We start from the raw sequence: 24,816 nt of genomic DNA, 5'->3' as shown, positions 1-24,816 counted from the left end.
GAGGACCGGGGAAAGTTTGCCTCGGTCGGCGGGCATCTCGATCGGAGACTTCGTCGGGTCCGGTCGCCGCCGCAACGGTAGCCGTACCGGTTCGGGAAGGTGCTGGTCGGACCCGGGTGGCCAACCCGCCGCACCCATCCGTCTCGTGGCCGCCATACTGTCCGGCGGCGTCAGTGGGAGGTGCGAGATGCGGCGGGAGTTCGCCGACCGGGAGCGGCTGGCCGGGGTGGTCCGGGCCGGCCTCGGACCCGTACGCCGGATCGACGCGGTGGACCGGCTGCGCGGCGGTACGAAGAAGGGCGTCTACCGACTGACCCTGGACGATCGGTCCACAGTGGTCGTCTACGTCTGGAGCGCCGAGGAGAACTTCTGGCCGGCGGGACGCGAGACCGACGGCGACCCGCTCGACGACCCGTTCTCGGACGCCTCCGGCAGCGAGTTGTTCGAGGCGGCGAGCGACACGTTGTCCGCGATCGGAGTCCGTACGCCGACGGTCCTGTTCCTCGATCGGAGCCGGAACCTGTATCCGGCGGACGTGGCGTTGGTCGAGGACGTTCGGGGCGCGAACCTGGAGCGGCGACTCGCGGCCGACCCGGCGGCGATGGCCGGCACCGTCGCCCGGCTCGGCGAGGCCCTGACGGCGATGCGTCAGCACCGGACGTCGCGGATAGGCAAGGTCGCGGCCGTCGCCAGGGCGGTCGATTCGGCGCCCGAGCACCGGTCGTCGGTGCGGTTGGTGCTGGACGGGGCGCTCGCCGACCTCGCCGAGGCCGCCGGCCGGGACGAGCGGATCGCCCGGGACCGGGTACGGCTGACCGAACTGCTCCACCAGTTGGCCGACGTGATCGCACCCCGGACGACGTACGGGCTGATCCACGGCGAGCTCGGGCCGGATCACGTGCTGGTGGACGGCGACGGTGCTCCGGTGCTGATCGACATCGAGGGGCTGATGTTCTTCGACGTCGAGTGGGAGCACGTCTTCCTGTGGATGCGCTTCGGCGAGCACTACCGCCTGCTGCGGCCCGCCGACGAACTCGACGAGCGGCGACTGCGCTTCTACCGACTCGCCCGGCACCTGTCGTTGGTCGCGGGACCGCTGCGGCTGCTCGACGGCGACTTCTCCGACCGGGCCTTCATGCTGCAGATCGCGGCGCATCACACCGAGTGCGCGCTGTCGTTCACCCCGTGAAGGAAGGGCCCCTTCTTATCGTTTTCTGTAGAAGAAGGGCCCCTTCCTAACACCTCGTGCACCTGGCGGGCACGCTCAGCTGGCGCCGGGCGCCGGCTTCGGCGCGGGGTTGTCCGGTACGACGACGAGGCTGACGACGTGACGTATCCGGTCGCCGTCCCGGGTGCCGCCGATCCGTGAGACGACCGCGTGCTCGATCTCCTCGACCATCGCGGCGAACTCCTCCCTGGTCAGCCATACCGCGGCCTGTCGGTAGGCCACCCCGTCGTAGGTCGGATCGGCGTCCTCATGGGCGAGGTAGCGGTGGAAGTCACCCATCAGCGATGCCGAGAAGGTGGTGAACGCCCGCTGGTGGTCCTCCCGGGTCATCGCCGATCGTGCGGCGGGGTCGATCACCGCGTGCTCGTCGCGTACCCGGTAGCTGCGTTCCACCGTGCCGCGTACCCGTTTCTCGTCCACCACCTCCAGTACGCCCGCGTCGGCCAGGACGGCGATCTGCCGGTACATCGTCGCGGCCGGGATGTCGGGCAGGCGATCGCGCAGCTGTGCGGTGGTCAGCGGGTCGGCGTCGAACAGCGCTTGCAGGATGCGCATCCGTACGGGGTGGAGGAAAAGGTCTGCGGTTGCCATGACCCCATGTTCCCACATACGATAATGTTCCCACAGACGGGAATGTTCGCAGTATCGAGAATAATGGAAGGTGGGACATGCAGGATGTCGACATGTCGGTCATCGCGGATGACCGACTGCCCCTGGTCGGCACGTTGACCCTGCCCGCGGGCCCCGGGCCGCACCCGGCGGTCCTGCTGTTGCACGCGTCGGGGCGGCTGGACCGCGACGCCAACACCGGCCCTCGGCTCCGGATGGAACTCGGACCGCCGCTGGCCGCCGCGCTGGCGAGGGTGGGAATCGCCACGCTGCGCTATGACCGGCGCGGCGTGGGCGCCACGGCCGGCGACTGGCTCGCGACCGGATTCGCCGAGAACCGGCACGATGCCGCCGCCGCGCTACGCGCCCTGGCCGGGCGACCCGAGATCCGGGCCGACGCCATCGGCGTCGTCGGGCACAGCGAGGGTGCCCTGCACGCCATCTCCCTCGGCACGCACCCGGGGATCGGCGCGGTGGTGCTGCTGGCCGGGTTCGCCCGGCTGGGCGAGGACGCCCTGCGCTGGCAGGCCCGGATGATCGCCCGTGATCTTCCTGCGCCGGTACGGCCGCTGCTGCCACTCCTGCGTACCCTGGCCGCCCGGCAACTGGCTCGGATCAAGAGGAGCAGCACGGACGTCGTACGGGTTGCCGGGATGCGGATGAACGCCCGCTGGATGCGGGAGATGCTCCACCACGACCCGCGCCCGGAACTGGCGAAAATCCAGGTCCCCGTCCTGGCGATCACCGGCGACAAGGACATCCAGGTCGATCCCGCGGACCTGGACGAGATCAGCAGGCTGGTGCCCGGCGCCGTCGAGGTCCACCGGATCCCCGACCTCACCCACGTGTTGCGCCGGGACCCCGGCCGTCCGTCGGTGCGCTCCTATCCCCGGCTGCTGCGCCAGCCGGTCGACGCCGACCTGCTCGCGCAGGTGGCCGGCTGGCTCGCCCAGCGACTCCAGGACAGGCCTCAGGAGATTCGCGCCGCGCACGCGGACGGAACTCCCCGGACGGAACGGGCAACCCCCTAGTCAGAGCCCCTGGTCCGACCCCTTTTGTGCAGTTCCGCTCGCTTCCCGCACGAGGCGATCGTGGTCCCTTCGTGCGACACCCCCGGAAAGGGAAAAGGCGTGACTATCGCAACCCCCGCCAGCCGGCAAAGTGGTCTTGCCCTCTTCTTCGCTGTCACGTTCGCGTGGACCGGAGTCTTCTGGTTCACCGCGATCGCACTCGGCGGATCGACGACGAGTTTCCCCACCGCCATCTTCTTCCTGCTCGGTGGCTTCGGCCCGACGATCGGAGCGATCGTGGTCCGGGCACGCCGCGCCCGGCTCCGCCAACCCGTACCTGCCCGTACGGTGAGACTCCGGCTGGGCATGCGACTGTTCTGGGTACTGCCCCTGCTGGCGATGGCGTCGGCGACCGTGCTGGCGGGCGCGCTGCTCGCGTACCTCCTGGGTGGTCCGGAGCTGAGTCTCACGTCGGGGCAGAGTCTGATCGCGACTGTCGGCGGACCTGTGCCGTTCTTCATCAGCATGCTGATCGGTGGTCCGCTGGCCGAGGAGCCCGGTTGGCGTGGCACGGCGTACCCACGACTGCGGGCGTCGATGAGCCGCCTCCAGGTCGGCCTGCTGATGGGTGCCGCCTGGGCGGTGTGGCACCTGCCGCTGTTCTTCATCCCCGGAACGATTCACGCCGAGTTCGGTCTGATCAGCTGGAACGGGCTGCTGTTCTCGGTCAACGTCATCCCGATGGCACTGCTCATCGGGTACGCCTACGAGCGGGCCGGGGTGCTGGCGGCGATCGCGGTCCACTTCGGCGTCAACACGACGATCGCGCTGTTGGGCGTCAAGTCGCCCATGACGCTGGCATTCATCGTGGCGGTGCAGGTCATCGTCGCGCTCACGCTGCTCGCGTCGTACCGCGATCGCCGGCCGGAGTTGCCGGTTCAGGTGGACGCCGACCCGTACCGGGTGGACGCCAATCCGTACCCGGTCGGCCCCGCCGGCCAGGTCGACCCCGACGCGACGTACCGGATGGGTCGAACCCACGGTTGATCGGTTCGGGCGGCCTGACCGGGCCGCCGGGAGCGGGACGCTTCGGCTAGGCCGTAACGGTGGCCTGGCCGAAGCGGTCGTGGTCGGCGAGGATCTCGCCGATCACGCGCTGGTTGACGGCGGCCTGCTCCGGATCGGTGTCGATGCGGCCGGACAGGACCAGGAGTTCCTTCCACACGGCCCAGCCTCGGGCTCGGGCCCAGGTGCCCTCGTCCTGGCCGACCGCCCGTCGGAAGGCGTCCCGGCTGTCGCCGGAGAACATCGTCCACGCGATCACGAGATCGCACGCCGGATCCCCGACGCCCGAGGTGCCGAAATCGATGACCGCCGCCAGCTCGCCGTCCCGGACCAGAAGGTTCCCCGAGGCGACGTCGCCGTGGAACCACACGGCCTCGCCCCGCCACTCGGCGGCCAGGGCGGCGTCCCAGACGGCGGCGGCGCGGGCGGTGTCGACCCGGCCGGCCAGCGCGGCAAGGCAGCGTCGAGTCTCCTGGTCGTAGTGGGCGGGCGAGGCTCCCCGGTAGAAACTGTGCTCGCCGGCCGGCGGGCCACCGGCGGTGTCGCAGCGTTGGAGGGCACGGAGAAACCCGGCCACCGAGACCGCGAACCCAGGCATGTCGTCGATGCGCCCCCGATCAGCCCGCTGGCCGGGCAACCAGCCGCGCACCGACCACGGGAAGGGGTACCCGGCGTCCGGCGCGCCCATGGCCAGGACCGGCGGCACCGCGACCGGCAGCGCCGGCGCGAGTCGGGGCAGCCACTCGTTCTCCTTGGCTATCGCGGGGACGTAGCCGGCGGCGGTGGGCAGCCGTACGGTCATCTTCTCGCCCAGCCGGTACGTCCGGTTGTCCCAACCGTCGACCTCCACCGGCGTCACCGGCAGGGCGCTCCACTGTGGGAACTGCGCGGCGAGCAGCCGGCGTACCAGGGCGGTGTCGATGCCGGCACGGCCGTCCGCGGAAGTCGATGCCATGCCGCGATCCTGACCTCCGGGCCCGGTTCCGGCCAGCAAATTACCGGGTCCGGGTGGCCGGCATCACCCGACAAACGCCGGACGCGCCCGACCACGATGGTCGGGCGCGTCCGGATGGGGCTGCTCAGACTCCGGCGGGTACCCGCTCCGGCTCCGGCTCCTCGGCCAGATGCCGGCGCAGCCGCTCGCCCTCGATGTCGACATTGGGCAGGATCTTCGACAGCCAGCCAGGCAGCCACCACGCACTGCGGCCGAGCAGCGAGATGACCGCCGGCACGATCGTCATCCGGACCACGAACGCGTCGATCGCCACCCCGATGGCCAGGGCGAAGCCCATCGACTTGATCACCGGATCGTCGAGCAGGACGAAGCCGGCGAAAACCGAGGTCATGATGAGCGCGGCGGCGGTCACCACCCGGGCACCGTGTCCCATGCCGTTGATGGTGGCCTGGGTCGGGGTGTCGCCGTGCACGAAGTCCTCCCGCATCCGGGAGACCAGGAACACCTCGTAGTCCATCGCCAGCCCGAACAGGATGCCGATCAGCAGGATCGGCAGGAAGCTGACCAGCGGACCGGCCGTGTCCAACCCGACCAGGCCGCTCAGGTGGCCCTGCTGGAAGACCAGCACGGTGAGCCCGAAGGTGGCGCCGACGGTGAGCAGGAAGCCGAGCGCCGCCTTCAGCGGCACCAGCACGGACCGGAAGACCAGCATCAGCAGCAGTACCGACAGGCCCACCACGAGCAGCAGGTACCAGGGCATCGCGTCGGCGAGCTTCTCCGACACGTCGATCCCGACCGCCGTCTGGCCGGTGAGCGCCACCTCGACGCCGTCCGTGCCGTCGATGCCGGCGACCTTCGCCCGGAGGTCGTGCACCAGGGTCTCCGTCGCCGGGTCCGTCGGCCCGGTGGTCGGAATGACGGCCAGCAGGGCGGTCCGCTGGTCGCGGCTCGGGTTCGGCGGGCTGAGCGCGAGCAGGTTCTCCGTACCCTGCACCGCCGCGGTGACCTGCTGGGCGGCGTTGGTGGTGCGCTCCGCCGAATCGCCCGACACCACCAGCACCAGGCGGTTGTTGAACCCGGGCCCGAACCCGGCGGTGATCAGGTCGGCGGCCTCACGGGCGGGCGTACCCGCCGGGCCGGCGCCGGGGTCGGGGAGCGCGACCCGCATGTCGGCGGCCGGGAGCGCCAGCGCGCCCAGGCCGAGCACGGCAACCAGGATCACCGGTACGCGCAGCCGGATGACCATCCGCGCCCAGCGGAATCCGAAGCCCTCGGACCGGACCGCGTCGGTACCGGCCTGTGCGGCGCCGTTCTCGGCGTTGCGGAGCCGACGCGGCAGGATGCGCCGGCCGGCGAAGCCGAGCAGCGCGGGAAGCAACGTCAACGCCACGAGTACGGCGACCGCGACGGTGCCGGCGGCGGCCAGACCCATGGCGGTCAGGAACGGGATGTCGACCACGGCCAGTCCGGCCAGCGCGATGACGACGGTGACCCCGGCGAACAGGACGGCGGAACCGGCGGTACCGATCGCCCGGCCGGCCGCCTCCTCGGGTGCCAGCCCCTCCAACAGGTTCTGCCGGTGGCGCGAGGTGATGAAGAGCGAGTAGTCGATCCCGACCGCCAGTCCGAGCATCAGCGCGAGTACCGGTGCGGTGCTGGTCAGCTCGACGGTGCTGCTCAGCGCGTACAGCCCGGCCATGCCGGCGCCGACTCCGATCAGCGCGTTGAGCATCGTCATTCCGGCGGCGACCAGTGAACCCAACGTCACGATCAGCACGACCAGGGCGATGACCACGCCGATCGCCTCGGTGCCGCCGAACTCGGGTACGCCGGACATCACCTCGCCGCCGTGCTCCACCTGTAGGCCGGCGGCCGTCGCGGCCGAGCCACTGTTCTCGTACGCGTGCCGCTGCGCCTCGGTGATGTCGTCAGCCTGCGCGGCGAACTGGACCTGGATCAGCGCGTACCGACGGTCCGGGGACACCGCGCCGGTGGCGAACGGGTCCAGTGCGCCGATCGCCCCGGGCAGCGCCGACGCCTCCCGTACCAGGTCGGCGACGACCGGCTGCCGGTCCGGCGCGATGAGCTGCTGGCCCTCGGGGGCGGCCACCACGATGGTGCCGGTCGCGCCGCTAGCCTCGGGGAACTCCCGGGCCAGCGCGTCGATCGCGCGCTGCGATTCGGTGCCGGGGATGGAGAAGTTCGACGACGACGGGCCCATGAAGGCCACCGCCGCCCCGCCGAGTGCGGCCAGCAGGACGAGCCAGATGACCACCACGAGCCGGCGGCGCCGGAACGAGGCCCGGCCTAGTCGGTAGAGGAGGGTCGCCATGTCGCTTCCTTCGGTCGAGGGGTGGGGCGTTCGTTTCCGGGTTGTTCGGGTGCAGGGTCGTGCAGGTGCGGGGGTTGTTCAGGTGCGGGTCGTGCAGGTGCGGGGGTTGTTCAGGTGCGGGTCTGCTCAGTCGGGCAGGAGGGCGCGTCGGGCCACCCGGACCAGGGCCGGCCGGAGGTCGGCGGCGTTGTCCTCGGTGTGGTCGATGGCGATCGCGGCGATTCCGCCGAGCATCACCTCGGCGGCGATCCGGGCCGCCGGGTCCGTCGACCGCCCGGCGAAGGTGTCGATCAACCGGGCGGTGACGGGTTGCAGGCTCGCGAACGCCGGCTGTTCGAGCAGGTGCGGAAGGTCGTCGTAGATCAGCGCGATCTCCCGGCGGTACGCGAGGACCAGGTCGACGAAGCCCTCGATCGCGGCTTCCTGGGCGGCGGCGGCGTCGAGCCCGGCGATCCGGCCGTCGAGGTCGACCAGGTCCCGCGCGGCGGGGGCGACCAGCGCCAGGAGGATCGCTTCCTTGCTGTCGAAGTGGTAGAGCAGGGTGGCCTTGGAACAGCCCACCTCGACCGCGATGTCGTGCAGGGACGTGCCCTTGAAGCCCACCCGGGCGAACTGCCGGGCAGCCGCTGCCAGGATCTCGTCCCGGGTCTTGCTGCGCGCCATCGCCCCATCACCTCCGGCCACCCAGCATGCCTGACCGATCGGTCAGAAGCTGGCCGATCGGTCAGGATGTGAGCTGGCTAACGTGAGGTGGTGCCGGACTGCGGAAGGTCCTGGCCAACATCGTGTTCGGGCGGCGCCGGGCCGAGCGGGTCGATGCGCCGCCCGGAAACGCCAGAAGCTGGCCGGGGCGCTCAGGCCCCGACCAGCTTCGGCGTCCGTTGACTACCCGGCGTCGGCCGGTGCCGGGTCGACGGCCGGGCAACGGGAGCCCCGGGCCGGCGGGGTCAGCGAGATCAGGTACCGGTCGACGGCTCCGGTCATGCACGGACCGGCGTTGTAGCTGCCGTGCCCCGCGCCCTCGTAGGTGAGCAGCACACCATCCTCACCGAGCTGCCGAGCCACGTTGCTGGCCCAGTTGTGGCCGGCGGCGGGATCGTGCAGCGCGTTGATCAGCAGGAGCGGCCGGTCGGTGCCTACCCGCAACCGGTGCTGCGGGCTGTCGACCGGTGGCGTACCGAGGCAGGACTCCAGCACCGCCAGCGCCTGCGGGTACGGCAGGTCGGTGCCGATCCGGGCCATCTGGCGGATCCGGGCGGCGTACTCCCGGTAGTCCCGGACCGGCAGACTCCAGTCCTGGCAGAAGATCGCCAGGTAGTTCGAGCTGGTCGGCGCCGCCTCCTCGGTCGCGCCGGCCTTCGCCGGGGCCGCCTTGCCGGGAGTCCGCGTGCTCAGCGCGCTGATCGTCTGGGCGAACGTCGCGTAGTCGGGCTCGTAGAACGCCCGTGGTGCGAGGAAACCGCTGAGGGCGTACGGGCTCAGCGTCGCCGACGGGTTCTCCGGGTCCGGCACCTCCCCACGACCGGCCCGGTCGAGCAGGTCGGCCCAGACCGCCCTGACGTCCTGCCCGTGCAGGGCGCAACTCTCGGTACGGTCGCACCACGCCACGAACGCGTCGAACGAGTCCTGGGCGGCGGCGGTCTGGGTGTTCAGGAAGGCCCGGGTGTCCAGGCTGTGGTCCATGACGCTCTCCAGCACCATCGCCCGGACCCGGTGCGGGAACTGCTCGGCGTACTCCTGACCGAGCAGGGTGCCGTACGAACTGCCGTGGTACGTCAGCGTCGCCTCGCCGAGCGCGGCCCGGATCGCGTCCAGGTCCCGGGCCATGCTGGGCGTGTCGGCGTGGTCGAAGACCGGTCCGGTCTGCTTCCGGCAGTCCGCCCACAGCCGCCGGTTGTACGCCACCGTGGCGTCGAAGTCGGCCTGGCTGGTCAACACCGGTGCGGGCCGCTGGTTGAGCAGGTCCGTCGAGCACCGCACCGGGCTGCTCTGCCCCACGCCCCGCGGGTCGAAACTGACGATGTCGAACCGGCGCCGGAGGTCGGCGCTGAATCGGCTGATGCCCTCCACCACCCGCTCCACCCCGGAGTCCCCGGGGCCGCCGGGACCGAACACGAGCGTGCCCACCCGGGCGGCGGGTTCGGTGGCGGTACGCCGGGCCAGCGCCAGTTCGAATCTCGGTCCGGTCGGGTGGTTCCAGTCGACCGGCACCGACAGGGTGCCGCACTGCGCCGTGGCGTCCTCGGCGCACGAACTCCAGATGATCGTCGGCGCCGTGCGCTGCGGCGCCGCCCCGCTCGGCCCGGTGGCGCCGGCCCCGAGCAGCGCGGTGGCGCCGGCGATGGCCGTACCCCAGGTGGTGACTCGACGCCAGGTCGAGTTGCCTTTCCATAGCATGGAGTGCTGTCCTTTCGATGGAGGAGCGTCGCGTCGAGGACTCGCCCATGGGCGAGGTGGTGCTGCTTCTTCCTGGGCCGCCGAGTTGGCGCTCGGCGGCCCAGGGTCCGGTTCTGCCCGGTTTGCGGTTCGTGCGGTCGGAGGTTTGCCCCGGGTCTGCGCGATCCGTGGTCGCTCGGTCCGTGGTTCGCCCGGGTCCGCGCGGTCGGCTATTCGACGTCCTTGAGCACCCGCTCCAGGGACGTCATCCTGGTTTCCATCGCCGCGAGGCGGCTGCCAAGCTCGGCCAGTTGGCGCTCGGTGCCCTCCTGGGTCCGCACCGCCGTCTCGGCGAGCGTCTTGTACTTGTCCTCGCGGGCGAGGATCGCCCTGGCCCGCAAGGTCCGGGCCAGCTGCACGATGATCGTCGTGACCACCGTGGTGAGCAGGACGAAGACCCCAAAGGCTCCGACAACTTCGGTCCAGTCGTGCTCGCTCATGACCGTGATCCCTTCTCGACGTCCTGGTCGCCCGGGTCCGGGAGGCTCAGCGTCTGCGCCGCCGCCTCGACGGCGTCCGGCGTCAGCCGGAAGTCGAACTGGTTGACCTCGTAGAACTTCATTGCCTTCCCGTCCTCTGACACCTCTAGTTGCGCCGACACCAGGCCGGCCGCCTCCAGCTTCCGTAGATGGACCTGGAGCAGTGCCCGGCTGATCCCCAACTGGCGGGCGAGCCGGCTGACGTAGTTGCGTTCCCGGACCAGTGCCGCGACGACCCGGAACCGGTGTGGGTTGGCCAGCGTGGCCAGCACCCGGACCAGCTCGTCGCCGGTCGGGCCGGGCCTGCTCATAACGAAACCCTGCACATGCCAACAGAAGTTAGCAGGTGCCGGCAATCCTTTGCCAGTCGGTTCGTCCGGGACCGACCGCAGCGGCCGGGTGAACAATGGGCGGATGCGCTGGACCGTGCTCGACACCCCGATCGGTGAGCTGTCCGTCGGAATCGACGACGTCGGCATCTGCGGCGTGCGCTTCGGGCCGGTCGAGGGGGTTGCCGAGGCACCCGACCCGGGGCTGGCGCCGGCCGTGGCCGAGCTGCGGGCGTACTTCGCCGGGGAACTGACCCAGTTCACGGTGCCGCTGCACGTACGCCGGGGGTCGGAGTTCGAGCGCGCCGTCTGGGCCGAGATGTCGAAGATCCCGTACGGCGAGACCCGAACCTACGGCGAGGTGGCGGCGACGGTCGGCGACCCCGGGGCGGCCCGCGCGGTCGGGGTGGCCTGCAACCGGAATTCCATCCCGGTGATCGTGCCCTGCCACCGGATCATCGGGGCCGGCGGCAAGCTGGTCGGGTTCGGTGGCGGCCTGCCGCGCAAGCGCCACCTGCTCGAACTGGAGGCCGGAGTCGCGTTCCAGCGCGCCTGGGCCTGATCCTCGACCGCTCGATCCGTGGACCGCGGTACCCGTGTCGACCCGTACGTCCTCAGGAGCCGGGTACGGCAACAGGAGAGAATAAGGAGCGGGGCCGGACCATGTTCGGTCCGACCCCGCTCCTGTCGTACGTCACACTCAGCGCTCGATCGTGCCGGCGATGAAGTCCTCGACGGCCTGGTGGGCGTCGTGGTCGGCGTACTGCTGGGGCGGAGACTTCATGAAGTAACTCGACGCGGAGAGGATCGGGCCACCGATGCCCCGGTCGAGGGCGATCTTCGCGGCCCGGAGCGCGTCGATGATGACGCCGGCCGAGTTGGGCGAGTCCCAGACCTCGAGCTTCAGCTCGGCGTTGAGCGGGGTGTCGCCGAACGAGCGACCCTCCAGCCGGATGTACGCCCACTTGCGGTCGTCCAACCACGGCACGTGGTCCGACGGCCCGATGTGCACGTCGCCCTTGGTCATCTCGTGCGGGATCTGGGAGGTGACCGACTGGGTCTTCGAGATCTTCTTCGAGACCAGTCGGGTGCGCTCCAACATGTTCATGAAGTCCATGTTGCCGCCGAAGTTGAGCTGGTACGTGCGCAGCAGCTCGACACCGCGGTCCTCGAAGAGCTTGGCCAGCGCCCGGTGCACGATGGTCGCGCCGACCTGGCTCTTGATGTCGTCGCCGACGATCGGCAGCCCCGCGTCGGTGAACTTCTGCGCCCACTCCGGGTCGGAGGCGATGAAGACCGGCAGCGCGTTCACAAAGCCGCAACCGGCCTCGATCGCCGCGGTGGCGTAGAACTTGGCGGCCTGCTCGGAACCGACCGGGAGGTAGCAGACGACCACGTCGACCCGAGCCTCGCGCAGCGCCGCGACGACGTCGGCCGGCTGGCGGTCGGATTCCTCGACGATCTCCCGGTAGTACTGACCCAACCCGTCCATGGTCGGACCGCGCTGCACGAGTACGCCGGTCGGCGCCACGTCGCACAGCTTGATGGTGTTGTTCTCGCTGGCGACGATCGCCTCTGCGAGGTCCATGCCCACCTTTTTGGCGTCGACGTCGAACGCCGCGACGAACTCCACGTCGGAGACGTGGTAATCGCCGAAGGTGACGTGCATGAGACCCGGGACGCGGTCGTTGGGGTCGGCATTGCGGTAGTACTCGACGCCCTGGATCAGGGACGAGGCGCAGTTACCCACACCGACGATGGCGACGCGGACGGAGCCCATCGCGTTTGCCTCCTTTGTGTTCATCACGGCCGCTCCGGTCTCATTCCTGGACTTGCCCAGGCGGAGGCGGAATGTGTTCTTCTGACTGCCCCTGGGCGGTGCCCGGGGTGTCCGGGACGGTGCCCGGGGTGGACCCCGCCGGGGTCCGGCCGGAGCGCTCGTTGGCGATGAGCTCCTCCAGCCAGCGGACTTCGCGCTCGCAGGCGTCCAGGCCATGGCGTTGAAGTTCGAGCGTGTAGGCGTCGAGGCGAACGGCTGCCCGGCTCAACACGTCGCGCAGACCCTCGCGACGCTCCTCGACCTTGCGCCGGCGGCCCTCCAGGATCCGGAGCCGGGTGGCCCGGTCGGTACGGGAGAAGAACGCGAAGTGGACACCGAACCCGGCGTCCTCGTAGGTCTCCGGACCGGTCTGGGCGATCAGCTCGGCGAATCGTTCCTTGCCCTCGGCGGTGATTTTGTAGACGACTCGGCCGCGACGGCTGGTCAGGGCCGGGATCTCCTCGGCGGTGGCCGGGGTCTCGGCCGCCTCGGTGATCCAGCCGGCCGCCTGTAGCCGACGCAGGGTCGGATAGAGCGAGCCGTAACTGATCGCCGCCCGGATCGCCCCGAGCTTGGCCGTGAGTTCCTTGCGGAGCTCGTAGCCGTGCATCGGGGACTCCTGAAGAAGGCCGAGGATGGCGAGCTCGAACATGAGCACCCCTCTCCGCGTCTCCGTCAGGACCGGCGTGGCCTCCCTGTCAGGAGCCCGTGACCGACTCGATGTATCGGGCCGATACATCGCACCGTAGACCCTCCGGCTCGGCGTGGCAAACCCCCGCTGAGCACAGATTCCACTACGCTCAGTGACGGTGGTCGCCTCGTCCGGCCGGACCGCGTACTCTCTTGCGCATGCGTTCGCAGCGCCAGGTCGTCGACTACTCGCTTCAGAAGCGAGCGGTGCTGCGTGAGGTGCATTCGGGTCGGGTCGGCACCTATGAGGTCTGCGACGCCTCGCCCTACCTGAAGAACGCCGCCCGCTTCCACGGCGAGCCGACCGAGGCACTCTGTCCGGTCTGCCGGCGGGAAAATCTGACCCACGTCCACTACATTTACGGCGATGAACTCAAGCAGTCGGCCGGACAGGCCCGCACCCAGGCGGAGTTGTCGGTGCTGGCGATGACCCTGCGTGAGTTCCAGGTGTACGTGGTGGAGGTGTGCCGCGCTTGCGACTGGAACCATCTCGTCGAGCAGTACCTGCTCGGCCGGGATGGCGTGTCCGGCGACGATGCCGCCAATGGTGCGGGCGTGTCGTCCGGCGGAGCGGCGGTGGCCGCGACGGCGACCGCGAACGGCACCGCGGTCAGACGAAGGCGCGAGGCGCGGCGGTGATCGTGACTCGTCTTCCCGATTCGGGGATCTTCCGACATTGGCGGGGCGAGTATCACTCAGCAAACCGGATAAGTCCGGTTATTTCCCATGTTGCGGCATCTGTAGCTCGGCGCGTCCGACTCTGGATGCGGCGTGTTCCAGCTCACGGCAACCCGGTGGTGGCGCGAACGCCCATCACCGCGACCGGCAGGGTGTGACGAATGAACTCGTACGGCGATCCTAGTTCCGCGCGCGGTCGGGCGCAGTTCCCGGGCGCGAACGGCGACCACGGACCAGCGGACGATCCATACCGCCGCACGTCCCGCGACGACCAGGCCGACGCCGATCGGCGCTCGGCGGAGGGCGATCGCGGCGGCTGGCCCGCGAACGGCCGGGCCGACGGTGCGTCGGCCCGGGCGAGCGTCAGCGGGCGGGCCCCGTCCGGCCGGGCCGCGCCACCGGGTCGGCCTCCGGCCGGCGGCGGCTGGGCCGCACCGGTCTCACCGGCCTCCGGTTCGGCGTCCGTCGGTTCGGCGTCCGTCGGTTCGGCCTCGCCGGGTCGGGCCCGGGTCGGCCGGGCCGGAGTCGGCAGCGCGGCGGTCCCCGGCGCACCCGGCTCGGGTGGCGGATACGGCGACGCCCCCGCGGCCGGCCGAGCGTCCGCGGGACGGGCGAGTGTCGGAGCCGCGTCCGTGAGTGGTGCGGGGGCGAACGGCACCGCCGGTCGGGCCCGGGTCGGCCGGGCGGTCGTTCCGGTCTCTCCGGCGGGTCCCGGTGGACCCGACGATCCGGACGGGCCCGGCGGCGCGGGGGGTTCCGGTGGCCGTCGTGGCCGCAGGGGTGGTGAGCCGGACGCTGCGGCGCTGAAGCGGGCCAAGAAGCGCAAGCGGATGAACCTGGTCATCGCCGCCTTCGCCGTGCTGATCATGCTGACCGGCGGCGGCGTGGTCGGAGTGACCTACTACTCCACCAACGTGGTGCTGCCGGACGAGATTCCGCTGCCGGTCGGGACCACCATCTTCGCGGACGACAACCGGTCCCAGATCGTGAAGCTGGGCGAAGAGGCCCGGGTGATCGTGTCGCTCGACAAGATCCCGGACTACGTGCAGAAGGCGGTGGCCGCCGCCGAGGACCGGAAGTTCTACAAGCACAAGGGCGTCGACTACCTCGGCATCGCCCGTGCCGCCTGGAACAACTTCACCGGCGGCACGAAGCAGGGTGCGTCCACGATCACCCAGCAGTACGCCCGGAACGCCTACGAGAACCTGAACGACGACAGCTACCAGCGCAAGGTCAAGGAAGCGATCCTCGCCTCGAAGCTGAACGACGAGTTCACCAAAGCCGAGATCATGCAGCACTACCTGAACACCATCTACTTCGGCCGGGGCGCGTACGGCATCGAGATGGCGGCGCGGACGTACTTCGGCAAGGGCGCGGACAAACTGACCGTGGCCGAGTCCGCGGTGCTGGCCGGGGTGATCAAGCAGCCGGTCAACGATCCCCAGACCGGGGTTAAGGGCTTCGATCCCGAGGACAACCCGGAGCTTGCCAAGGATCGCTGGACCTACGTGATCAACGGCATGCTCGAGGAGAAGTGGATCACCGAGGCCGAGCGACCGACCGAGTACCCGGCGGTGAAGGATAGGACAGACGCCAGCGCGTCCAGCGGTGTGAAGACGCCCAAGGGCAACGTCGTCAACTACGTCCGGGCCGAGATGGCGGAGAAGGGGATCTGCCACGACGGCCCGGTGCCGGCGGGCAGCACGAAGCCGACCTGTCAGGCGACGCTGGCCATGGATGGCTACAAGATCAAGACCAGCATCAACATGAAGATGCAGAATGCGGCGGAGTTGGCGGCTCAGCAGGAGAAGAAGGAATCCCCGCTGAACGACCAGCCGAAGAACCTCCAGGCGGCGCTGGTCTCGATCGAGCCGGCAACCGGCCGGGTGCTCGCCTACTACGGCGGCAACGACGGCACCGGGATCGACTACGCCGGAAAGAACACCCTCGGTGGCGAACTGGTCGGCGGTCACCCGCCGGGCTCGTCGTTCAAGGTCTACACCCTGGCCGCCGCGATCGACGCGGGCATCTCACTCGAGTCGCACTGGAATTCCGAGCCGTTCAAGGCCGAGGGCATCAAGGACGAGATCGGCAACGCCGGCGCGGAGAAGACCACCTGCCACAAGTACTGCACCCTCGAACAATCGACGGTGAGGTCCTACAACGTGCCCTTCTACCACATCAGCGAGGAGATCGGCCCGGGCAAGATCGTCAACATGGCGAAGCAGGCCGGCATCACCACGATGTGGACCACTCCTCCCAAGGGTGCGTCGAAGCCGATCAACCTGGCCAAGACGCAGATCGATGACAAGGACACCGAGCCGTTCTTCCACGTCGCCGCGTACGGGCAGTACCCGATCACCGTTCTCGACCACGCGACCGGGCTGGCGACCCTCGCCAACCGGGGCAAGTACAACAAGCCGCACTTCATCCTGACGATCGAGCAGCAGGACAAGCAGACCGGCGCGTGGAAGAAGATCAGCGCCGGCAGCGAGCAGCTCAAGTCTTCGCAGCGGATCAAGCCGGAGGTCGCCGACGAGGTCACCTCGGTGCTGAAGAAGATCCCGGGCGCGAACAGTCGAAGTCTGGAGGGTGGCCGGGCCGCGGCCGGCAAGACCGGCACGTGGCAGTACGGCAACACGAAGGACAACGCGCACGCCTGGATGGTCGGCTACACCCCGCAGTTGGCCACGGCGGTCTGGGTCGGCAGCGACAATCCGAGGAAACCTCAGATTCGCAAATCTGACAATAACCCTGTCAGCGGCGCCAGCCTGCCGGGCGAGATCTGGCAGCAGTACATGAGCGACGCACTCAAGGGCGATCCCAAGAAGCCGCTACCGGATTCCAAGGGCATCGGCGATCCTGACCGGGGCAACGGCGTCAAACCGCCGCCGCCACCACCGTGCTCGAATCCGGTGAACGGGGTCTGCCCGCCGCAGAACCAGAACCAGAACCCCGACAACACCAACCCGCCCTTCTTCCCGACCAACCCGAACCCTGGTAACCCTCCGGGTCCCGGCGACGATCCGGGCGATGGCGACGATCCTGACGACGGTCGCGGTGGCGGCGGCGGTGGCGGCGGGGTCGCGGTCCTGCCCAACACGACGACCGGTCTGCGCGACTGAGTTCGAAGAACCGCGCCGGCAATCACGATGACGGCCCCGACCACCTGCCGAGGTGGTCGGGGCCGTCCGCCTTTCTCCACATCGATTCGGATGAATCTGTCGATGGCCGCCCATCCCGCCTCGCCGGCTCGGTTCCGTACGCCCCTCCTGCTCGTGGCGGCGGCTCCGATACGGCAGGATGCTTACCCATGAGCGCGCAGTCGCCGGCTGGCATCGACGAACCTGAAAAGGCTGACCACCCGTCCCGGTCCGACGGGTTCGTCCGCGGGCTCTCCGAGGCCATCGGTGGCCCGATCGGAGAGCACGCGAGCGGCGTCGACCGGCGGGGCACCCAGTGGAGCGGCCGGTTCTGGACCGCGGCCCGGATCGTGCTGGCGTTGACCTGCCTGACCCTGGCCCTGCACTGGGTACAGAAATCGCCCTGCCAGACCGGCGCCTGGCAGAACAACTCGCAGTACACCAAGTTCTGCTACACCGACGTGCTCGCGCTCTACTACGCCGAGGGCCTCAACGAGGGCAAGGTGCCCTACCGGGACCACCCGGTCGAGTACCCGGTCGTCACCGGGTTCTTCATGGGGGCGCTCGGCCTCCCGGTGCACAGCATCGGCGAGAACCGGCCCGAGATCAACCAGGCGGAGTGGTTCTACAACCTGAACGCCCTGGTGCTCGGTGCCCTCGGGGTGGCCACCGTTGCGATGATCCTCGCGCTACGACGGCGCCGGCCCTGGGACGCCGCGATGTTCGCGCTCTCCCCCGCGTTACTGGTCACCGCTACCGTGAACTGGGACCTGCTCGCGATCGGGCTCGCCGCCATCGGCCTGTACGCCTGGGCCAGACGACAACCCCTGGCCGCCGGCATCCTGCTCGGCCTGGCCACCTCCGCGAAGCTCTGGCCACTGTTCATACTCTGGCCACTGTTCCTCTTCGCCCTGCGTACGGCACGGGTCCGGGCGATGGTGGTGACGATCGGCTCGGCGATCACGACCATCGTGGCGGTGAACCTGCCGGTGGCGGTCCTCTACCACGACGGCTGGAGCCGCTTCTTCCAGTTGAACAGTGAGCGTGCCATCGACTGGGGCACGCTGTGGTACATCGGTCGCTACCTCGACGGCAAGTGGAACAGCGGCAGCCCCGGCGACCAGGGTCCCTTCCAGTGGCTCAGCGAACACATACCGACGCTGAACACCCTGTCGTACGCCCTGATCACCCTGGCCTTCCTGGGCATCGGCGCGTTGGCGCTGTTCGCGCCCCGGCGTCCTCGGCTGGCAGCCCTGGTCTTCCTGATGGTGGCGGCGTTCCTGATCTTCAGCAAGGTGTGGTCCCAGCAGTTCACGCTCTGGCTGCTGCCGTTGGCGGTGCTGGCCCGGCCGCGTTGGGGAGCCTTCCTCGCGTGGCAGCTTGCCGAGGTCGGCTACTTCCTCGCGTTCTACGGCGAACTGCTCGGCGCCGCCGGCAAGCAGGTCTTTCCGGAGGGCGTCTTCGTGCTCGCCGCCACGTTCCGGCTGACCACCGTCGCCGTGCTCTGCGGACTGATCATCCGGGACATCCTGCACCCGGAGCACGACCCGGTCCGGGCCACGTATCCGGACGACCCCGACGGCGGCGACTACGACGGCGCACCGGATGCGGGATGGCTGCGCCGGCTGCGCCGCGTCCCCGAACCGGAACGCGAACCGGCCCCGGCCTGACGACACCGCCGGGCCGACCCCCGGAGACCGGCGACGCTCCCCACCGGAATCGGTGGGGAGCGTCTTCGAGAGAACCCCGCCGGTGTACGGGCGTCGCCTCCGGAACCGGCCTCGGCGTGCACCGTCAGAGCCGGTAGACCACGGTCTCCCCGACGTCCTCCCGGCTGATGCCGAGGGTGTCGACCGGTAGGTCGATCGTCGTCTGCAACGGAGTGCCGGCCACCCGGTCCTTCAGTACCACGACGGTCCGCACACCCAGCTCACGCAGATAGTCGATGCTGGCCGAGTCCGGGAAGTTGGCCGTCACCTTGCGGACCTCCTCCAGCCGGCCCGGGGTGAAGCCGCTTCCGCCGTTCACGATGTCCTGGAACCGGCTGGTCGACCAGAGCATGACGTGCTGGTCGGTCTTCTGGTCGGACGGCAGCACCAGGATCGGCCCGTTCGACACCCGCATCGCCGCCGGCTGCTGCGGCACGATCGGGTGCGGCGTGACGTTGAGCCCCTCGACCAGTACGAGCAGCAGCGGTAGCAGGGTGACCAGGCGCAGGAACGGGCCGGGTCGGGGTGGTACCCGCTCCACGGCCGAGATCTGCCGTGCCCGTTCGGCGAAGGCGCCGACCGAGCCGGCCGCGAGGACGCCCAGCACCAGGGTGGTCCAGATCATCAGCCGACCGGGCGTACGCAGGCCGTCCCAGCCGGGCAGGTGCTCGAAGAGGGGCAGGTAGGTATAGGTACCGCCGAAGAACCGGCTGCCCATCGTCAGCACCGCGCTGCCGAGCAGGGCGGCCAGCAGCAGCAGTCGCTGCCGTACCGTCCAGATCGAGAAGAACAGGCCGGCGATGGCGAGCGCGAGGAGCACGTACCCCGGCAGCAGGGTGGTTTCCGGAAGCCCGGGCAGCCCGTCGCGGGCCCGCTCGTGCAGGTCACCCCAGACGAGGGACTCGGTCGGGGAGGTCAGGAACCCGCCCGGCGGCGGGGAGTAGTTGTGCAGTTCCTCGGCGGTCCGCCGGGCGTTCGGGTGCTCCTGCGCAACCTTGAAGTACGGGATCGCCAGCAGGGCACCGGTAGCGGCGAAGATCGCGCCACCCCAGAAGTCGGCCAGCAGCATCCGGAACCCGAACGGCTGCCGTGGCCGGCGCATGACCCGGCGTACCAGCCAGCTCAGCAACACCACGGCTGCGATCAGCCCCAGGACGTACGCGAAGACGAGGCCGATGCCGAAACCGAGGCTGAGCTGCCAGGCGGCGACCAGCCAACCCGCGAAGGCCCAGCCGGAACGTCGACGCTCGGGCCGGTAACCGTGCCGCAGCGACCAGCCGTGTCCCCGGGCCAGCATCGCCAGGGCCAGCGGGATTCCTCCGTTGGAGATGACGTGCAGGTGACCGGCCTGCGACAGCAGCCAGGGCGCGTACGCGAAACCGACGCCCGCCACCGCGGCGCCGATCCGTCCCGAGCCGAGCTGCCGGACGAGCGCGTACGCCCCGACCACCGCGAGCGCGTGGGCGAGTACGAACAGGATGTTGTAGCGGAGGATCGCCGCCTCCGGACCCTGGCCGATCATGCCGGCCGGCGCGTAGCCGAGCAGGGTGTCCGAGAAGGCGAAGGTCCAGTTTTCCGGGAAGAAGCTGTTGCTCTGCCAGAGCTGCGCTGGTTTGGTCAGCAGGATGTGTCCGGACCAGGCGACCTGCCACGCCTGCAGGGTGGGATCCCAGTAGTCCTGCGGCAGGGTGTGTCGCGGGTAGCGCAGGGTGGGCCAGGTCATCAGGACGGCCAGGGCCAGTCCGCCGAGCCCGGCGAGGGTCCACTCGTGTACGAGTCGGCGGCCGATGCCACGGCCGATCCGTCGGAGCCGGCCCGGTACCAGCTCGGGGGCCGGCGCGAACGCGGTGAACGGGTCGTCAGGCTTATCCGGCTTGTCCGACTCGGCCTTCGTCCCGTCCTTCTCCTCCGCCTTCCCGTCCTTCTTCTCCTCCGGCTTCTTCTCCTCCGGGCTGCTCGACTTCTCCTTCTCGGCGCTCTTCCCGGTTTCGGCGGCCGGGGTGCCGGCGTCCTTCTCGGACTTCTCCGCCGCTTCCGCCCCGGCCTTCTCGCCCGGCTCGGTCTCGGCCTTCTCGCCTGGCTCGGTCTCGGCCTTCTCGCCTGGCTCGGTCTCGGCCTTCTCGCCTGGCTCGGTCTCGTCCTTCTCGCCTGGCTCGGTCTCGTCCTTCTCGCCTGGCTCGGTCTCGTCCTTCTCGCCTGGCTCGGTCTCGTCCTTCTCGCCTGGCTCGGTCTCGTCCTTCTCGCCTGGCTCGGTCTCGTCCGGCGCCGTCTTCTCGCCCGGCTCCGTCTTCTTGTCCGGGTCCGACTTCCTGTCGGGGTCCGTGCCGGGCTTCTCGTCCGGGTCCGTGCCGGGCTCCGCGTTCGATGCCTCGGCGGTGGTACCGGGCGCGGCTGCGGCCTTGGCGGTACCGGCTTCGGTCGGGGTCTCGGCGATACCGGAGGTGGTGGCGCTGTCTGCCGAGGTCCCGGCGCTGGCGGTGCCGGCTCCGGCCGTGCCGCGCAACTCGGTGGACTCGGTTGTCCCGTCGGCGACGTTGGACTGGTCCGTCGACATCGGCCCGCCCTACCGGCCCACGCGGTCGCGCAGGTAGGCGATGTCGGTGGCCTGGCCGTCGACCCCGCCCGGCGTCTCGACGATGACCGGGGCACCGGCAGTGCGGACCACCTCGACCACCAGGTCGGGGTCGATCGTGCCGTTGGCGAGATTGTCGTGCCGGTCCCGGCCGGAGTCGAAGGAGTCCTTCGAACCGTTGGCGTGGATCAGGTCGATCCGGCCGGTGATGGCCTTGACCCGGTCGACGATGTCGAGCAGGTCCTCCCCGCCGGCATGGGCGTGGCAGGTGTCCAGGCAGAAACCGACGCCGTACTCGCCGACGGCGTCCCAGAGCCGGGCCAGGTTGTCGAACCGTCGGGCACAGGCGTTGTCGCCACCGGCGGTGTTCTCGATGAACACCGGTACGCCGTGTCCACCGGACTCCGCGACCTGGGCGAACGCCTTGCGCCAGTTGTCGAACCCGACCGTGAGGTCGTCGCCGGCGTTCACGTGTCCGCCGTGCACGATCAGGCCCTTGGCGCCGACCTCCGCGGCGGCACCGGCGTGGCCGAGCAGGAGCTTGCGGCTCGGGATCCGGATCCGGTTGTTGGTGGTGGCGAGGTTGATGACGTACGGCGCGTGGATGTAGACGTCCACCTCGGAGCCGCGCAGCAGTGCCGCGTCCGCCCGTGGTTGTGGGGCTTTCCAGCCCTGCGGATCGGCGAGGAAGAACTGGACCGCGTCCGCCTTCCTGAGGGCCGCCTCGTCCAACGGATCCGTGGCATCGACATGGGCTCCGATACGCATGAAGGCGAGCCTACGTCGCGCCGGTGACCTGGCGGGGAGGGGCAGGCCCCACCACCCCTCGCCAGGGTCTGCCAAAAGCAGGGCGTAACCCGCGTCACCTATCGATCGGTGGATCGTTTCTCCAGGTGAGATCCATGCGCCCGGCACTCCGGCCGGGTCGGGTCGTGTTGCCGAGAAAGGAAAGACGTGACCCTGTCGCTCCGACGTCGTCGTGCCTCCGTCGCGGTCGCCGCGCTCGTCGCGGGTACGCCACCGCTGGTGTCTGGCGTCGCGATGGCCGAACCGGCCCCGCCGCCCGGCATGGGCGTACGGGAGACCGATCGGGTGGTCACGTTCGGCAGTTCGGGCCCGGGTGCGCTGCGCTGCGTCTCCTCGTCGGAGGCGACCAGCATCACCGTTCCGCCGGAGAGCACGGTGCGGGTCGTCAACGACACGGGCCGGCGTGCCCGGCTGCTGCTGGACGGCGTGGCGCGTGGGGAACTGCCCGCCGGATCGTCGGCGGATCTGCTCTTCCACCACGGTCCGGTGTCGCTGGCGCTGCGACCGATCTGTGTCTTCCCCGCCGAGTCGGCCGTACGGGTCGAGGTGGGGTCGCCGTCGCATGGTCCCGATGCGGCCGGCCTCATGAGCACCGATGCGCCGCTGAACGCGATGCCCGGCGCTCACCCACCGCCCGACCGACTCGGCGGGGCTCCGGCCGAACTGGTCCGCCCGGTCGATCCGGTACGGCCAGCCGGGCCGGTCGGCCTGCTGGCGCTCATCGCGACCGTCTGTGTGGTCGGCGTCTCAGCAGGCGCAATTCGGGCTATTCTCGCTCAACGTGCAACACGGACTGTTGTCGCGTAAGATGACAATAGAATAGGCTCCGCGGGGCGCCTCTCGTCCAACTCATCGGTGTGGTCGTTCCTCCCCAGGTCCCACCCAAAGAATGCGGACGGGATGCGCCCCGCGGCTTTGCACGGAAGAGCCCTTCCCGGGTCACCACGACCGGGAGGGGTTCCTGCTGCCGCCCTGGTGGCACTGACCACCGGGGGTACCGGCGGTGCCCGGTACCGGCACACCGGGTATTCTGCTCAGGTTGTCCGTGACGCTCCGGGATCCCTCCCGACACGTGCGGCAACAAACGCATGACCTCCTGCCACGGATGGACCGTGGCCGCTAGCCCAGAGGAGGTAGGAACGTCTTGCGTCATTACGAAATCATGGTCATCCTCGATCCAAGCCTCGAGGAGCGCACCGTCGCCCCGTCGCTCGACACGTACCTGAACGTGATCCGGACCGCGGGTGGCTCGGTGGAGAAGCTCGACGTGTGGGGCCGTAGGCGCCTCGCGTTCGAGATCGACAAGAAGGCCGAGGGGATCTACGCCGTCATCGATCTGCAGGCGTCGCCTGCGGCGGTGGCCGAGCTGGATCGGCAGCTGCGACTCAACGAGTCCGTGCTACGCACCAAGGTCATCCGGCCGGAAACGCGCTGACGCGTTTTCCCGGCACGCCCGGATCAGCCTCATCAGTCCTGTCGTACTGCTCTGGCAGCCTTTCACTGGCGGAGACTGATGAGTGCGCGAGGAGATGGTCATGGCAGGAGATACCACCATCACGGTCATCGGCAACCTGACCGACGACCCCGAGTTGCGTTTCACCCCGTCTGGTGCCGCGGTTGCCAAGTTCCGGGTCGCCTCGACGCCCCGGTTCATGGACAAGGCATCCGGTGAGTGGAAGGACGGCGAGCCGCTGTTCCTTGCGTGCACCGTCTGGCGGCAGGCCGCCGAGCACGTAGCCGAGTCGTTGCAGCGTGGCGCTCGCGTGATCGTGTCGGGCCGGCTGCGGCAGCGGTCCTACGAGACCCGCGAGGGTGAGAAGCGCACCGTCATCGAGCTGGAGGTCGACGAGATCGGCCCGTCGCTGCGGTACGCCACGGCGAAGGTGCAGAAGATGTCGCGCTCCGGCGGTGGTGGCTTCGGCGCCTCCGGCGGCGGTGGTGGCGGCGGTGCTGGTGGTGGCCAGGGCGGCGGAGGAAACTTCGACGACCCGTGGGCCACGGCGGCACCAGCTGCTTCTGCCTCGCGCCCTGCTGGTTCGGGCGGCGGCGGAAACTTCGACGACGAGCCCCCGTTCTGATATCGGGTGCCTAACACTCGAGATCGCAAACCAGGAGCAAGAGCAATGGCGAAGGCTGCGGCACTGCGCAAGCCAAAGAAGAAGGTGAACCCGCTCGACAAGGACGGGATCACCTACATCGACTACAAGGACACCGCGCTGCTGCGCAAGTTCATCTCCGACCGCGGCAAGATCCGCGCTCGGCGGGTGACCGGGGTTACCTCGCAGCAGCAGCGGCAGATCGCCCGTGCGGTCAAGAACGCCCGCGAGATGGCGCTCCTGCCGTACACGGCCACGGCCCGCTGAGAGGAGGCGCCGATATGAAGATCATCCTTACCCAGGAGGTATCCGGTCTCGGTGCCCCGGGCGACATCGTCGAGGTTAAGGACGGCTACGGCCGTAACTACCTGCTGCCGCAGGGCTTCGCGATCGCCTGGACCAAGGGCGCGGAAAAGCAGGTCACGGTTATTCAGCGGGCCCGCGCGGCTCGGGAGATCCGGGACCTCGGCCACGCCAACGAGGTCAAGGCCCAGCTTGAGGGCCTCAAGGTCAACCTGACCGCGCGTGCCGGCAACGGCGGGCGGCTCTTCGGTTCGGTGACCCCCGGCGACGTGGTGGACGCGGTCAAGGCGGCCGGTGGGCCGTCCCTCGACCGGCGTCGGCTGGAGTTGCCGGGCGCCATCAAGGCGATCGGTAGCCACCAGGTGCGGGTCAAACTGCACCCCGAGGTGACCGCTCGATTCGACCTGAAGGTCGTACCGGGCAAGTAACGACACGTTCAGGGGGTGCCGTCCGATCGGACGGCACCCCCTGAACCGTTTCCACGGCCCGGTGACGGCCCGGCCGCCGCCATCCGCGGTTCCGGCCGGGCGAGGTCCGGCTGCTGGCTGGGACGGTG

The 24,816-nt window shown here is 69.7% G+C and carries 23 protein-coding genes; 12 read left to right on the top strand and 11 right to left on the bottom strand.

The window, feature by feature from the left end; genetic code table 11:
- Nucleotides 1-187: 187 nt before the first annotated feature.
- The gene (locus tag H4W31_RS08585) at nt 188-1,189 is read left to right on the top strand and encodes a phosphotransferase (protein ID WP_192766173.1); all 1,002 of its coding nucleotides are present in this window, start codon (nt 188-190) and stop codon (nt 1,187-1,189) included.
- A 75-nt stretch (nt 1,190-1,264) separates the two neighbouring features.
- On the opposite strand, the gene H4W31_RS08580 is transcribed toward H4W31_RS08585, so the two are convergent.
- Entirely contained in the window at nt 1,265-1,819 is a 555-nt protein-coding gene (locus tag H4W31_RS08580) for a helix-turn-helix domain-containing protein (RefSeq protein ID WP_192766172.1), read from the bottom strand.
- A gap of 77 nt (nt 1,820-1,896) precedes the next feature.
- On the opposite strand from H4W31_RS08580, the gene H4W31_RS08575 reads away from it, so the two are divergent.
- Together H4W31_RS08575 and H4W31_RS08570 are read left to right on the top strand one after the other, a co-directional pair.
- Nucleotides 1,897-2,868, top strand: coding sequence for an alpha/beta hydrolase (locus H4W31_RS08575; RefSeq protein ID WP_192766171.1), 972 nt, complete (start codon nt 1,897-1,899; stop codon nt 2,866-2,868).
- Nucleotides 2,869-2,967: 99 nt separating this feature from the next.
- On the top strand, nt 2,968-3,894 hold the full coding sequence (locus H4W31_RS08570) for a CPBP family intramembrane glutamic endopeptidase (protein WP_192766170.1): 927 nt from the start codon (nt 2,968-2,970) through the stop codon (nt 3,892-3,894).
- Between the two features lie 46 nt (nt 3,895-3,940).
- On the opposite strand, the gene H4W31_RS08565 is transcribed toward H4W31_RS08570, so the two are convergent.
- The 6 genes from H4W31_RS08565 to H4W31_RS08540 all read right to left on the bottom strand — a co-directional run bounded on the left by H4W31_RS08565 (nt 3,941) and on the right by H4W31_RS08540 (nt 10,425).
- The gene (locus H4W31_RS08565; RefSeq protein ID WP_192766169.1) at nt 3,941-4,867 is read right to left on the bottom strand and encodes an aminoglycoside phosphotransferase family protein; all 927 of its coding nucleotides are present in this window, start codon (nt 4,865-4,867) and stop codon (nt 3,941-3,943) included.
- A gap of 124 nt (nt 4,868-4,991) precedes the next feature.
- Entirely contained in the window at nt 4,992-7,199 is a 2,208-nt protein-coding gene (locus tag H4W31_RS08560; protein WP_192766168.1) for an MMPL family transporter, read from the bottom strand.
- A 126-nt stretch (nt 7,200-7,325) separates the two neighbouring features.
- Nucleotides 7,326-7,862, bottom strand: coding sequence for a TetR/AcrR family transcriptional regulator (locus tag H4W31_RS08555; RefSeq protein WP_192766167.1), 537 nt, complete (start codon nt 7,860-7,862; stop codon nt 7,326-7,328).
- Nucleotides 7,863-8,084: 222 nt separating this feature from the next.
- Nucleotides 8,085-9,596, bottom strand: coding sequence for an alpha/beta fold hydrolase (locus H4W31_RS08550; protein ID WP_192766166.1), 1,512 nt, complete (start codon nt 9,594-9,596; stop codon nt 8,085-8,087).
- 209 nt (nt 9,597-9,805) lie between these two features.
- A complete protein-coding gene (locus tag H4W31_RS08545) occupies nt 9,806-10,075 on the bottom strand; it encodes a hypothetical protein (protein ID WP_192766165.1) in 270 nt (89 codons plus the stop codon).
- Nucleotides 10,072-10,425 (bottom strand): ArsR/SmtB family transcription factor, encoded by a 354-nt coding sequence (locus H4W31_RS08540; protein ID WP_192766164.1) that lies wholly within the window; start codon nt 10,423-10,425, stop codon nt 10,072-10,074. Before H4W31_RS08540 ends, H4W31_RS08545 begins: the two co-directional genes overlap by 4 nt.
- 103 nt (nt 10,426-10,528) lie before the next feature.
- Between H4W31_RS08540 and H4W31_RS08535 the strand changes: the two genes are divergently transcribed.
- Entirely contained in the window at nt 10,529-11,005 is a 477-nt protein-coding gene (locus H4W31_RS08535; RefSeq protein WP_192766163.1) for a methylated-DNA--[protein]-cysteine S-methyltransferase, read from the top strand.
- 138 nt (nt 11,006-11,143) lie between these two features.
- Here H4W31_RS08535 and H4W31_RS08530 read toward each other — a convergent pair whose 3' ends face one another.
- Nucleotides 11,144-12,223, bottom strand: a complete 1,080-nt coding sequence (locus H4W31_RS08530; protein WP_192766162.1) for an inositol-3-phosphate synthase — start codon at nt 12,221-12,223, stop codon at nt 11,144-11,146.
- A gap of 40 nt (nt 12,224-12,263) precedes the next feature.
- Nucleotides 12,264-12,914, bottom strand: coding sequence for a PadR family transcriptional regulator (locus H4W31_RS08525; RefSeq protein WP_192766161.1), 651 nt, complete (start codon nt 12,912-12,914; stop codon nt 12,264-12,266).
- A gap of 197 nt (nt 12,915-13,111) precedes the next feature.
- Here H4W31_RS08525 and H4W31_RS08520 point away from each other — a divergent pair, with 197 nt between their 5' ends.
- The 3 genes from H4W31_RS08520 to H4W31_RS08510 all read left to right on the top strand — a co-directional run bounded on the left by H4W31_RS08520 (nt 13,112) and on the right by H4W31_RS08510 (nt 18,443).
- The gene (locus H4W31_RS08520) at nt 13,112-13,591 is read left to right on the top strand and encodes a DUF5318 domain-containing protein (protein WP_192766160.1); all 480 of its coding nucleotides are present in this window, start codon (nt 13,112-13,114) and stop codon (nt 13,589-13,591) included.
- A 200-nt stretch (nt 13,592-13,791) separates the two neighbouring features.
- On the top strand, nt 13,792-16,755 hold the full coding sequence (locus tag H4W31_RS08515; RefSeq protein ID WP_192766159.1) for a transglycosylase domain-containing protein: 2,964 nt from the start codon (nt 13,792-13,794) through the stop codon (nt 16,753-16,755).
- Between the two features lie 188 nt (nt 16,756-16,943).
- The gene (locus H4W31_RS08510; RefSeq protein WP_192766158.1) at nt 16,944-18,443 is read left to right on the top strand and encodes a glycosyltransferase family 87 protein; all 1,500 of its coding nucleotides are present in this window, start codon (nt 16,944-16,946) and stop codon (nt 18,441-18,443) included.
- A 124-nt stretch (nt 18,444-18,567) separates the two neighbouring features.
- Here the strand turns inward: H4W31_RS08510 and H4W31_RS08505 are convergent, their stop codons facing one another.
- Nucleotides 18,568-21,036, bottom strand: a complete 2,469-nt coding sequence (locus H4W31_RS08505) for a hypothetical protein (protein ID WP_225945449.1) — start codon at nt 21,034-21,036, stop codon at nt 18,568-18,570.
- 9 nt (nt 21,037-21,045) lie between these two features.
- Nucleotides 21,046-21,822 carry a deoxyribonuclease IV gene (locus H4W31_RS08500; protein WP_192766157.1) on the bottom strand — a complete coding sequence of 259 codons (777 nt, stop codon included), beginning with the start codon at nt 21,820-21,822 and terminating at the stop codon, nt 21,046-21,048.
- A gap of 186 nt (nt 21,823-22,008) precedes the next feature.
- Here H4W31_RS08500 and H4W31_RS08495 point away from each other — a divergent pair, with 186 nt between their 5' ends.
- The 5 genes from H4W31_RS08495 (at nt 22,009) to rplI (ending at nt 24,688) form a co-directional block, all read left to right on the top strand.
- Nucleotides 22,009-22,668 carry a hypothetical protein gene (locus H4W31_RS08495; RefSeq protein WP_192766156.1) on the top strand — a complete coding sequence of 220 codons (660 nt, stop codon included), beginning with the start codon at nt 22,009-22,011 and terminating at the stop codon, nt 22,666-22,668.
- A gap of 337 nt (nt 22,669-23,005) precedes the next feature.
- The gene (rpsF, locus tag H4W31_RS08490) at nt 23,006-23,296 is read left to right on the top strand and encodes a 30S ribosomal protein S6 (RefSeq protein ID WP_192766155.1); all 291 of its coding nucleotides are present in this window, start codon (nt 23,006-23,008) and stop codon (nt 23,294-23,296) included.
- Between the two features lie 82 nt (nt 23,297-23,378).
- Nucleotides 23,379-23,939, top strand: a complete 561-nt coding sequence (locus H4W31_RS08485; protein WP_192766154.1) for a single-stranded DNA-binding protein — start codon at nt 23,379-23,381, stop codon at nt 23,937-23,939.
- Between the two features lie 45 nt (nt 23,940-23,984).
- Nucleotides 23,985-24,224, top strand: coding sequence for a 30S ribosomal protein S18 (gene rpsR, locus H4W31_RS08480; RefSeq protein WP_007073789.1), 240 nt, complete (start codon nt 23,985-23,987; stop codon nt 24,222-24,224).
- A gap of 14 nt (nt 24,225-24,238) precedes the next feature.
- Nucleotides 24,239-24,688, top strand: coding sequence for a 50S ribosomal protein L9 (gene rplI, locus H4W31_RS08475; RefSeq protein ID WP_192766153.1), 450 nt, complete (start codon nt 24,239-24,241; stop codon nt 24,686-24,688).
- Nucleotides 24,689-24,816: the final 128 nt, after the last annotated feature.

The sequence above is a fragment of the Plantactinospora soyae genome (assembly GCF_014874095.1).
GTDB classification, from domain to species: domain Bacteria; phylum Actinomycetota; class Actinomycetes; order Mycobacteriales; family Micromonosporaceae; genus Plantactinospora; species Plantactinospora soyae.
The sequence above is the reverse complement of the archived record's forward strand: the minus strand, read 5'-3'. Positions and strand labels throughout refer to the sequence as shown.